The organism is Peptostreptococcus sp., from assembly GCF_036639115.1.
In the GTDB taxonomy this organism is placed as follows: Bacteria; Bacillota; Clostridia; order Peptostreptococcales; family Peptostreptococcaceae; genus Peptostreptococcus.
Window position 1 is genome coordinate 367,144 of sequence record NZ_JAVWJH010000002.1, and the last position, 12,567, is coordinate 379,710.

The 12,567-nt window shown below is 30.4% G+C and carries 10 protein-coding genes; all 10 read left to right on the forward strand.

The annotated features are described in order from the left end of the window. The first annotated feature begins 10 nt into the window (after positions 1-10). Positions 11-1,366 carry an FG-GAP repeat domain-containing protein gene (locus RR561_RS03855; protein WP_332506114.1) on the forward strand — a complete coding sequence of 452 codons (1,356 nt, stop codon included), beginning with the start codon at positions 11-13 and terminating at the stop codon, positions 1,364-1,366. A 9-nt stretch (positions 1,367-1,375) separates the two neighbouring features. Beyond that, positions 1,376-2,071 carry a cell wall metabolism DNA-binding response regulator WalR gene (walR, locus tag RR561_RS03860; RefSeq protein ID WP_332506115.1) on the forward strand — a complete coding sequence of 232 codons (696 nt, stop codon included), beginning with the start codon at positions 1,376-1,378 and terminating at the stop codon, positions 2,069-2,071. Next, positions 2,071-3,498: an ATP-binding protein gene (locus tag RR561_RS03865; RefSeq protein ID WP_332506116.1), complete on the forward strand. Its 1,428-nt coding sequence runs from the start codon at positions 2,071-2,073 to the stop codon at positions 3,496-3,498. The genes walR and RR561_RS03865 overlap by 1 nt, the downstream gene beginning before the upstream one ends. 22 nt (positions 3,499-3,520) lie before the next feature. Further along, positions 3,521-4,858, forward strand: a complete 1,338-nt coding sequence (locus RR561_RS03870; protein ID WP_332506117.1) for an MATE family efflux transporter — start codon at positions 3,521-3,523, stop codon at positions 4,856-4,858. 3 nt (positions 4,859-4,861) lie between these two features. Beyond that, complete coding sequence (locus RR561_RS03875; protein WP_332506118.1) at positions 4,862-5,764, forward strand: DUF368 domain-containing protein; 903 nt, start codon at positions 4,862-4,864, stop codon at positions 5,762-5,764. 336 nt (positions 5,765-6,100) lie between these two features. Further along, positions 6,101-8,029: an OPT family oligopeptide transporter gene (locus RR561_RS03880; RefSeq protein ID WP_332506119.1), complete on the forward strand. Its 1,929-nt coding sequence runs from the start codon at positions 6,101-6,103 to the stop codon at positions 8,027-8,029. 5 nt (positions 8,030-8,034) lie between these two features. After that, complete coding sequence (locus RR561_RS03885; RefSeq protein WP_332506120.1) at positions 8,035-8,373, forward strand: hypothetical protein; 339 nt, start codon at positions 8,035-8,037, stop codon at positions 8,371-8,373. A 281-nt stretch (positions 8,374-8,654) separates the two neighbouring features. Next, the gene (gene miaB / locus RR561_RS03890; RefSeq protein ID WP_332506121.1) at positions 8,655-10,100 is read left to right on the forward strand and encodes a tRNA (N6-isopentenyl adenosine(37)-C2)-methylthiotransferase MiaB; all 1,446 of its coding nucleotides are present in this window, start codon (positions 8,655-8,657) and stop codon (positions 10,098-10,100) included. 20 nt (positions 10,101-10,120) lie between these two features. Then, positions 10,121-10,681 carry a hypothetical protein gene (locus RR561_RS03895; RefSeq protein WP_332506122.1) on the forward strand — a complete coding sequence of 187 codons (561 nt, stop codon included), beginning with the start codon at positions 10,121-10,123 and terminating at the stop codon, positions 10,679-10,681. 76 nt (positions 10,682-10,757) lie between these two features. Beyond that, complete coding sequence (locus tag RR561_RS03900; RefSeq protein ID WP_332506123.1) at positions 10,758-12,422, forward strand: glutamine--tRNA ligase/YqeY domain fusion protein; 1,665 nt, start codon at positions 10,758-10,760, stop codon at positions 12,420-12,422. Positions 12,423-12,567 lie beyond the last annotated feature (145 nt).

The following is a 12,567-nucleotide window of genomic DNA, read 5'->3' on the forward strand; positions in this document are numbered from 1 at the left end:
GCTTGATAAATTGAAGATTAGATATAAAGTTTGTATGCTTTTTTCTTGTTTATTTTTGTCTGCTTTTTTGACGGGATGTAAAACTGAGTCTATGAAGTCACCAGAAAAACTGTTGGAAAAACCAATTACAAATGAGTTTAACTATAAAATATATAATGAAATAAGGAAGCTAACTCCTATAGATACTACATTTGTACTTCCTAAAAATGCAAATGATGTAGGAAGAATAAATAAGGTTGATTTAAACTCCAGTGGCAATAAAGAGATTGTTGCCTTTAAGAAAAGAACTAATGAAAATCAGGGACTTAATAGTATTTATATGTATATATTTGAAAATGAAGGAGATTCGATTGTAGATGATTCCGAAAAAATGGTTCGAATATCTGGAGATACTATTAAATATGCTAATTTTATAGATTTGAATAATGATGGCAAGAAAGAGATTATTCTGCATATATCTAATAGAGGATTTGAAAATGTATATATCTATGAATACAATAATAATGTCATAAAGAAGAAGGCTGAATATAATACATCTAAGTATTCTATAAAACTTAACTTCTTTGATTATGATGGTGATGGTAAAAAGGAGTGTTTGGCTATACTTCAAGATTTGACTAGTTATGATGTTATTTTCTCAAAAATGGATGTTGTAGATGGAGATATTGTTTTTAATAAATTTGAAACATCTAAAAATATAGATAGCTTAGAGAAAGTGGATATTGTAAATGGCAAAGTTGCAAAAGACTTAAATGGAAGTATATTTATGTATCAAAGCTTCAATGGTTCTGTGGTATCACAAGTGCTAATATACAAAAATGGAAAGTTTGTAAAGACTTTAAATGAAGAAAATCCAAAGCTTAAAAATCCATTTTTCATGAGACCACAAGATATAGATGGAGACGGTATATTAGAAATACCAAAAATTGAGTTTAAATTCTCTAATAACACACCTAGAGAATCAAATGTTGTCACATGGTATAAGTGGAATGGTGATCAAAGTGAAAATAGCAGTTTAGATATATCAAAACAAATTTTTTATTGTTATGATTACAATTTTAGTGTAGAAAGTCCTACAAACTTAAACAATAAATTCTTTATACAACAAAAATATAGTCAAGATAATAGCGTTTTTGAATTTTCATATAAAGATTCAGATGAAAAACTTGAAAAACTATTTAATATTACAGTTGTTGTAAAAAATGGCGAAGATTTAGATAAGAAAAAATCAGAACAAAATAAAAATATACTTTATGAAGATGAACAGTATATTTATCTATACAATCCTACAAATAGTAAATACTTAGATAAATATAAAATCAATTTTAATACTGTAAAAAAACATTTTGAAATTATAAACAGGTAGGGAGGAAACATGGAAAAGATTTTAATTTTAGAAGATGAGATTGGTATCAGGAGCTTTGTTAGTATCAACCTGAAAAGAGAAGGGTATGAAGTTATCGAAGCTGGTACTGGTGCGGAAGCTATAGAAAAGCTTGATTCAGAAAAAAATATTTCAGTAGCACTTTTAGACATTATGCTACCAGATATGAGTGGTATAGATGTTTGTAAGTATGTAAGAGAAAAGCATGATAACATAGGTGTTATCATGCTTACAGCTAAATCACAGGAAGAAGATAAAATAGAAGGGCTTGTATCTGGGGCTGATGATTATATTATCAAGCCTTTTAGCATCAAGGAACTTCTTGCAAGGGTAGCAGCTCTTATAAGAAGAGTTAAGAAAAATAATGACTCTAAGAAAAATAATTTGATAGATTCACCACCATTTTTATTAGACCAAAACAAAAGAAAGCTATTTAAAAATGGAGATGAAGTAGATTTAACTCCTACTGAATTCTCAATAGTAAAATATTTAATGCTAAATGATAATCAGAGTTTAAGTAGAGATCAAATACTAGATGAAGTATGGGGCTCTGTAGTCTTGTATGATTATAAGATAGTCGATGTAAATATAAGAAGAATAAGAAATAAAATTGAAGATGATCCTTCTAAACCTAAATATATTCAAACAATTTGGGGATATGGATATTCTTTTAGGAGAGGGGAATAATGGTTTTACATTTTGGTGGATTAAGAAAAAAAGTTTTAAAAAATTTCATCATTGTTATACTATTAGTAGTTCTATCCTTCGAGGTAATTTTAATACTATTTGCAACTAGACATTATTATACGTCAGTCAAACAGGCTCTAATGTCACAGGTTGCATATACAAATGCTGTGTATAATTCAACTGCCTCTGACAAGGTAAGCTTTTTGGATAAGGCCGAAGCAGTGTTTGAAAACCAAGGTTATTCGCAAAATAATAAAATTGCAATCAACGTTATTGATAAGGATGGAAACATACTTATCGATCAGTATGGATTTAAAACAAATAATAAATGTCAATACGCAGATGTGAAAATGGCTATTAGAAACTCCAATAATGTGGTTCCCTACACCTACACCGAAAAAGATACCAATGAAAAGGTAATGAGTGTTTCAGTTCCAATTAAAGTAAATGGAATTGTTGAGGGCGTAATACGATACAGTATTTCTATGAAATATGTGGATCGAGAAATAATAAAGATAGTTGCTTATCTATTTTTATTGGGTGTATTAATACTAATGTTTAGTGTTGGGTTAAGCTTGAAATTTGCAGACAGTCTAATAGAACCTCTTAGTGAACTAAAGATTTTCTCTAATATGCTTGCAAAGGGAAATTATAATATAAAAATGAACAAAGAAAGAATCTCTGATGATGAGATTGGTGAACTAGCTAGAACATTTGAAAATATGGCACAAGAAATTCAAAAGAGTGAAAAACTAAAAGATGAATTTATTTCATCTATATCCCATGAACTTAGAACTCCACTTACCTCAATAAATGGTTGGAGTGAGACTCTACAGTTGGACAATATATCTAAAGAAGAGCTTAGTATGGGGCTAAATATTATACAAGATGAAGCACAAAGACTTATAAAGCTGGTAGAAGAACTACTTGATTTTTCTAGATTATCTTCTGATAGGATAAAATTAAATGTAGAGGAAGTAAACATAGAAAACCTAGTGGTTAGTGTTGTTAATCAATTAAGATCAATGGCAGTTGAGAAAAATATAAGACTTACTTTTGAATTTGTAAATCAAAATATGAAAGCTATATATGCTGATAAAAATAGATTACGTCAGGTTTTAATAAACTTACTTCAAAATTCTATCAAATTTACTCCTAACGATGGAAATATATTTGTAGGTGTAAATCAATTTGATCATACAACTGAAGTTGTAGTAAGAGATAACGGTATAGGTATCTCTGAACAAAACCTTTCTAAAGTTTCTAGTAAATTCTTCCAAGAAGATTTCCATAAATCAGGAAGCGGATTGGGATTAGCAATCAGCGATGAAATAATTAAACTTCATGGCGGTAAAATGGTCATAAGAAGTAAGAAAGATGAAGGAACAGAAATTACATTTAATGTTCAAAATGACATTAGAAAATAAAATATAATTAGCGGAGGTAACCTTGAAAAAAGATCTGGGAAATGATAGTATTTCCAAATTATTATTACAGCTAAGCCTACCTGCAATATTTGGTATGCTAATAGCAGCTATCTATAATATAGTAGATAGAATTTTTATAGGTAGAATTAACCCTCTTGGACTTACCGCTATAGGAATCACAATGCCATTTCAAGTTATACAAATGGCATTTGTTCTTCTTATTGGGGTTGGTGGATCTACCTTGGTATCAATTAAATACGGAGAAGATGACATAGATTCTGCAGAAAGCATTTTATTTAATTCACTTATATATATTATTATTTCTGAATTATTACTTACTGTTTTATGTATTATATTTATGGAGCCTATATTTAAGATTTTAGGCGTATCCGATTCGGTGTATCCATTGGCAAGGGATTACATACTTATAATTTTAATTGGTGGCGTTCCAGGGTTAACTGGCTACTGTCTAAATAATATGGTAAGAAGCTTGGGCTTTTCAAAACAATCTATGTTTATTGTTTTAATCAGTTCGATTGCAAATATTATTTTGGATGCCTTATTTATCTTTGGCTTTGGATGGGGAGTCAAAGGAGCCGCAGTGGCAACAATTATATCCCAGTCTTTAGTTACTATAGCTGTAATTCATTTTTTCATAAGAAACAAAGAAGTTCCAGTTAAGCTAAAGTTTAAAAATAATAGGTACAATCTTAATACGATAAGGGAAATAACATCAAATGGCTTACCAAATTTTTATATGCAGATTTTTGGAACCATTTTGGGGATTGTTCTTAATAGATTTATAATAAAATATGGTGGAGACTATCATCTTGCATCTGTTACTATAATTACATCTGTCATGATGTTTTTCACTATGGTAATTTATGGTATTAGTCAAGGTGCTCAACCAATTATAGGATACAATTATGGTGCAAAAAAAATTCATAGAAGTATATCCGCAGTTAAAATTACTACTGGTGTAATTATTGTGATATCAATTTTGGCACTAGTATTTTTAGAGATGTTTCCAACGATATTTGTTCAGCTATTTACAAATGACCAGAGTTTGCTTGAAATTACAAATCATAATATTAGAATTTATATACTTGGTCTTCCTTTTATAGGAATACATTCTATTACTACAACGTATTTTCAGTCTATAAGAAAACCTAGGACCTCCTCTATACTTTATATACTTAAGTATGGAGCGATATTAATACCTTTATTGTATATAATTCCTAGATTTATAGGTATTGATGGCGTTTATCTTTCAAACGCCCTAAGTGATTCTATTGCTGGTTTTGTAGCATTAGTATTTCTAATAAAAGACATTAAAAGAATGTCAAAAAAGGAGGTGTAATCCTTGATAACGAACGTTTTTAACGGCTTTTGTATGGCTTTGGCAGATAGTGTTCCTGGTGTGTCAGGTGGTACGATAGCATTTATTCTTGGATTTTACGAGGATCTTTTAGAATCCGTCAACAATATTACCACTGGAAATAAAGAGAAATTTAAAGAATCTATTATTTTTTTAGCAAAACTTTTTATAGGATGGGTTGTAGGTATGACCTTATCAGTGCTATTTCTTTCTAGCATGTTTGAAAAAAATATATATTTTCTTAGTTCACTATTTATGGGACTAACAGCAGCATCTATAATTTATATTATAAAAAGTGAATTTAAAGTTATAGACAAAAAAAATAAATATCTACTTTTTTCTATATTAGGTATAGTTATTGTTGTTTTGATTTCTGCATTGAGGGGAAAATTAATGCCAAGTGGCAACATGGAGCTGTCTAATCTTAACTTTTTAGAATATATTTATATATTTTTTACAGGCATGATTGCTATCTCAGCCATGGTATTACCTGGTATATCTGGATCTACACTTTTATTGATATTTGGGGTATACATACCAGTAATAAATGCCTTAAATCAACTGCTTAGATTTGATTTTAGTGTATTTACAGGACTATTAATCTTCAGTCTTGGAATCTTATGTGGTTTTGTAGTATCTGTTAGAATTATAAGGCATGCATTTAGAAAACATCGTAGTAAAATGATTTATCTTATAGTAGGCCTTACAATCGGATCTCTATTTGCAATCGTTCAGGGTCCTACAACACTTGTCGTTCCAAAGGCAGCTGTAAGTTTATCAACTTTTAGTCCATTTGGATTTATAGTTGGAGTAGCACTATTATTACTACTAGAATTATTCAAAAATTACTCAATAAAAAAAATCAGTGAAAATGATACTGATGTATAATTTTGATTCTTTGAAAATTTTCATAAATAAAGAGTCAGACAATTATTAATTATCTCTATAAAATCTTATATCGGATAATTTATAATAACAAAAATATACAAAACATTTATTAAAAAGTGTTAATTTATAAAAAGTACCTATTATTATAGGTGTTTTTTATAAAATTAATACTTTTTTTTAATATTGTATTTTAAGGGAGAAAACGTTTTTTATTAATGTATATAATAGTTTTATATTAAAAAGCACTTAAATTTTATATCTTTTATTTCAGGTGGCATATTTTTTTAAATTGTGATATAATATAAACGATTTAATAAATAAAGGAGGTTCATTATAATGAGCGGTAATAGTAAAAAGTTACCAAAGGAAGCTTATGGTGGTGTTGCGGGTAAGGACTATGTTCCTTACATAACCGACAAAACAAAGACTGGTGCAAACCCAGCAGTTATTATCATAGGTATTATTTTGGCAGTAGTTTTCGCAGCTTCAACAGCATATTCTGGTATGAAAGCTGGTTTGACAGTTGCAGCAGGTATACCTGGATCAATCATTGGTTCAGCACTTGTAGCAGCTTTTGCAAACAAAAAGGGTATTTTAGGAAAGAACTTAGTACAAGGTATGGCCAGTGGTGGAGAATCAGTAGCTAGTGGTATGATATTCGTACTTCCTGCTGTCTTTCTAATCGGAGCTAAGGTAACATTTTTTGAAGGTCTGCTTGTTGGTGTAGGTGGTGTTTTATTTGGTATAGGGATAGCATCTCTTGTACATAACTATCTAATAATTCAAGAACATGGGGAACTTATGTACCCAGAAGCAATGGCTATCTCTGAAACATTAGTAGCATCTACTAACGGTGGAGACTCTATGAAGTACATGATGAAGGGATTTGGTATAGGTGGTATAATCACTGTATTAACTGGATCATTCCTAAATGTAGCAAATAGTGTTTTCAGTGTAGTAGGTGATAAATTCTATAAGTTCAAATTTGAAATTGACGCAAACCCATTACTATTGGGTATAGGATTTATTGTTGGTTTAGAAGTTGCTTTGACAATGTTCGCTGGATCTTTACTTGCAAACTTTGGTATTATGCCTCTTATCGGTTACTTTGCTGATATGGCAGGACAAGGTACTATGGTTTGGAATGATGCATCAATGACAATTGCTCAGATGGATGTCAATGCAATCTCTGGTAACTATGTAAAATACATAGGAGCTGGAATGATGCTTTGTGGAGGTATTATAGGAGCTATAAAGCTTATACCTACTATAATTTCTTCAATAAAAGAAACTATGAATGCTAAGCAGTCAGGTACTGGAGAAAAGGGATTAGCACAGACTATTATACTATTAGGCGGTATCGCTATAGCAGTAGTTGGTGCATTTGTTATTTCTAATGGACCTGTTATGGCTATCGTGGGAATATTAATTTCTATGGTGTTAGCTGCATTATTTGTAATCGTTGCTGGTCGTTTAACAGGTACTATTGGTACTTCAAACCTTCCAGTTTCAGGTATGACAATAGCAGCTTTAGTTATAGCTACTTTAGTATTTGTAATCATGAAGTGGACTACTAATGCAGATAATAGAACTCTTCTATTATTCTCTACATTTATAGTTGTTGCTATAGCAATGGCTGGTGGATACGCACAGTCACAGAAGGTTACTTTCATTGTTGGTGGTAATAAGACAGAAATGCAAAAATCATTTGCATTAGCAGGTATTGTTGGTGTAGTTGTAGTTGTTGGTATGATGATTCTTTTATCAGATCAGTTAGCAATCACTGGAGACAACCCTCCATTTGCACTACCACAGGCAAACTTAATGTCTACACTTACTTCTGGTATTATGTCAGGTGAATTACCATGGGTAATGATCATCGTTGGTGTAGTTATTGCATTAGTGATGTTCTTCTTAGATTTACCAATAATGACAATTGCTATCGGTTTCTACTTACCAGTAGCAACTACTACAATAATATTAGTTGGTGCATTAATTCGTGTACTTGTTGAAAAAACATCTAAGTCAGATGAAGATAAAGAAGTTAAGATATCTAATGGTATCAGTTTATCATCTGGTTTGGTAGCTGGTGGATCTATCATAGGTCTAGTAGGTATCATACTTCAGATATCAGGTGTTATACATAGTAACGGACCAGCAGGATTTGCAGCAGGTAATGGAATGGCCATTATTTTATTAGCTGTACTAGTGGTTCTTACATTAATACCAATTATGAGATCTAAAATTAAGAAAGAAAACGAATAATTAAAATGAACACAAATGAAGAAGTATTAAATATAGTTTTCAAAAAAAACACTAATGTAGAATTTGAAGTTAGCTCAGATGGAGTAGTTACTATTCTTGAAAAACAGGATCATAAAATCCAAAGGTTTTTTAGAAAAATAGGCTTCAAAATTCCTCTATACAAGAAACTAAGCCTTGATAAATTCGGAAGTTTTGTATTTATTAATGTAGATGGTAAAAACACTGTCGAAGCAATAGGAGAACTTGTGGAAGAGGAGTTTGGAGAAGAATCACATCCACTCTATGAAAGATTATTGCTATTTTTAAACTACATAGATGTTGAATGTAGCTATATTGAACAATAACAATTATAAAATACCGAGGGTTTTTGCCTTCGGTATTTTTTATAATTATTTTAAAAATAGCTTTTTAGGATAATTACAACACATATTTAAAAGCTTCTGAATTAATATTAATCTAGAGCTTAAACTCTGAGTATATTGATTTTTTAGAAATTTAATCTTGCTAAGCATCTATCTCATATAGAAAAAATATTTTTTTTATGATAATATATAATATGTATTTTAAAATTTAGAAATATAAATAATATTAAAGTTTGCAATTACGGAAGAAGGAGATAAACTATATGGAAGAGAGAAGACAAGTGGAAGTCCCTATAGAAAAAATAGAAGCACAAGAGGAATATATAGAACAAATCCACAGACAAAATGAGGATGCTTTTAATAAAAAGGGAATAAGAAGAAAATGGCATATGAGCACATACGGATGCCAGATGAATGAACATGATTCGGAAATGCTTATATCTATGTTAGAATCAATGGGATATATACAGGCTATATCAGAAGATGAAGCAGATCTTGTAATATATAATACCTGTGCTGTCAGAGAAAATGCCGAACTAAAGGTATATGGTAATTTAGGTCATTTAAAAAATAAGAAAAAGAAAAATCCTAATATGAAAATAGTAGTGTGTGGCTGTATGATGCAGCAAGCACATGTTGTAGAGGAAATAAAAGATAAATACAATCATGTCGACCTTATCTTTGGAACGCATAATCTCTACAAGTTCCCTCAGATGCTAGCTGCTACATTCAATAAGGATTCTATCCTTGTAGATGTATGGGACGTTGATGGAGAGGTTGTAGAGGGCTTAAAAAGCAATAGAAAGTATAACATCAAAGCCTATGTAAATATTATGTATGGTTGCAACAATTTCTGCACTTATTGTATAGTTCCTTATACAAGGGGAAGAGAAAGAAGCAGAAGACCAGAAGAAATAATAGAAGAAATTAAGGATTTAGTGGCAAATGGTACTAAGGAAGTTACTCTACTAGGTCAAAATGTAAATTCATATGGAAAAACACTAGATGAATCTGAAAGAATTAATTTTGCAGAACTTTTGAGAATGGCAAATGAAGTAGAAGGACTTACGAGATTAAGATTTATGACTTCTCACCCAAAAGACATATCAGACGATGTAATATACGCCATGAGAGACTGTGATAAGGTCTGTGAATATCTACATCTGCCATGCCAGTCTGGAAGTACACCTCTACTCAAAAAAATGAACAGACACTACACAAGGGAAGATTATCTAAGAATAATAGAAAAGGCAAAAAATGAGATTCCTAACATAGCTTTTTCTACTGATATTATGATTGGATTTCCTGGAGAGACCGATTCAGACATTGATGATACTATAGATTTATGTGAAAAAGTTAGATATGACTCAGCATTTACCTTTATCTATTCTAAGAGAAGGGGAACTCCTGCTGCCAAAATGGAGAATCAGATTCCAGAAGATTTAAAACATAAAAGATTTGATAGAGTACTCGATGTAGTAAACAAAATATCTACTGATATAAATAGCGAGTATGATGGAAAAATAGTAGAGGTACTGGTAGAGGGAACTAGCAAAAAAATAGATGACGTTCTCACTGGCAGAACTAGACAAAACAAGACTGTCAATTTTACAGGTGGGGATGAATCACTAGCTGGTAAATTAGTCGATGTTTTAATTACTGAACCAAGATCATTTTCTCTCAATGGAGAATTAGTCAAAATAAAATAGTTTAAATATAGAGGTAATGTATGAAAAACAAATTATTAGCACTAATATTAATTACTTCGACATTACTTGTCGGGTGTAAAGAAAAAGTATACGAGGATCAAAGAATGGGAGATTCACGTGAAAGATCCATGAAGATAGAATATAATATATATACTGCTAATATAATTGATAGTGGATATAACTGGTATTCTAACTTTGTAAATGAATTTTTAGAATCGATAAAAGACAGAGATTATAAAGTTGATCCTTCTTTTGTCAACTCTCAAATAAAAAAGGTAGAAATTAAGAAAAAAGAAGTATCTGATATAAATACAACTTATGTCAAAAATGCAATAAATAAAGTTTCTGAAGATATATCAAAGGGCGAAAAAAATGATAAAAAATTTAAGAAAACAATAAAATCGTCAAAAGAAAATATCAATAAAAATAAAGATACAATGGAAAACATGTTGGTATCTATTGAAGATGCCCTAAAGTTAGGCCTTGATGGATCATATAATGAAGAAGATTTGTCAAAAATGAAGGATTTACAAATAAATTTGATAAAAACATATGATGAAAAATTAAGAGATAATAATTAATAACTGTTTTCACTTTATTTTTTCAGCAAAATGCTATAAAATGTTATTATAAAGAATTAAATTTAGGAGGTATAATATGTCATTTGAAAGAGAAAATTCTAATTTTATTAGAAATATCGTTATAGATGATTTAGAATCAGGAAAACATGATAGTATTATCACGAGATTTCCACCAGAACCAAATGGTTACTTGCATATAGGTCATGCAAAGAGTATATGTTTAAACTTTGGCTTAGCAAAAGAATTTGAAGGAAGGGTAAATCTTAGATTTGATGATACGAATCCTACAAAAGAAGATGTTGAGTATGTAGATTCAATAAAAGAAGATGTCCAGTGGTTAGGTTTTAATTGGAATGAACTTCATTATGCTTCAGATTATTTTGATGAAATGCATAAAAGAGCAATTCTTTTAATAAATAAGGGTCTTGCTTATGTGGATGATTTAGATGCTGATGAGATAAGACAGTATAGAGGAACTTTGACTGAACCTGGAAAAGAAAGTCCATATAGAAACAGAACAGTAGAAGAAAACCTTGAATTATTTGATAAAATGAAAAATGGGGAATTTGCTGATGGAGAAAAAGTTCTTAGAGCAAAAATTGATATGGCCTCTCCTAATATTAACTTCAGAGACCCTGTAATATATAGAATCTCTCATACTAGTCATCACAATACTGGTGATAAGTGGTGTATATATCCAATGTATGCATTTGCTCATCCACTAGAAGATGCTATTGAACATATCACTCACTCAATTTGTACTTTGGAATTTGAAGATCAAAGACCTTTTTATGATTGGGTAGTAAGAGAGTGTGAAATGGAAGCAGTTCCTAGACAGATAGAGTTTGCTAGACTTAACATGACAAACACTGTTATGTCTAAGAGAAAATTAAAGCAAATAGTAGATAATGGAGTAACTGACGGTTGGGACGACCCTAGAATGCCTACTATATCTGGACTTAGAAGAAGAGGGTACACTGCTGAATCAGTAACCAAATTCTGTTCTGAAATTGGTATATCTAAAGCTGATTCTGTAGTAGACAGCCAGATGTTAGACTTCTTCTTACGTGAAGATTTACAGCCAAAAGCACCGCTTGCTATGGCAATAATTAATCCTCTAAAACTAGTAATCACTAATTACCCTGAGGGAGAAAGTGAATTAATAGAAATTGAAAACAATGCAAAGAATGAAGAAATGGGAACGAGAATGGTAAGTTTCTCTAGAGAGCTATATGTAGAAAGAGATGACTTTATGGAAGTTCCTATAAAGAAATACTTTAGATTATTCCCTGGAAATGAAGTAAGACTAAAAGGTGGTTACTTTGTAAAATGTAATGACGTTATAAAAGATGAAAACGGAGAAGTGGTTGAAATTCATTGTACATATGATCCAGCTACTAAGAGTGGCTCTGGATTTGTAGGTCGTAAAGTAAAGGCTACAATACATTGGGTGGATGCAAATAATTGTCTTCCAGTAGAGTTTAGATTATTTGAACCATTAATACTTGATGATGCTCCAGAAAATGAAGGTAAACATTTCTTAGAGCAAATAAATGAAAATTCTTTAATTATAAAGAATGGATTCGCTGAAAAAGCTGCATTAGAAGGCGTAAAGATTAATGATAAATTACAGTTTTTAAGAAATGGATTCTATTGTGTTGATTCTAAATATACAACAGAAGATAAGTTGGTATTTAATAGAATTGTACCTCTAAAGAGTTCTTTCAAACCAAATAAATAAATTATTTAATAATTACAATTTATTGCATATTTATTTAATTTTAAAAATTAATTTAACTATTAAATATAAAAGACCTCAAATAATTATTTGAGGTCTTTTCTTTATTTTTTTGAATTATTTTATATAGTAATTTTTATTGGATTTA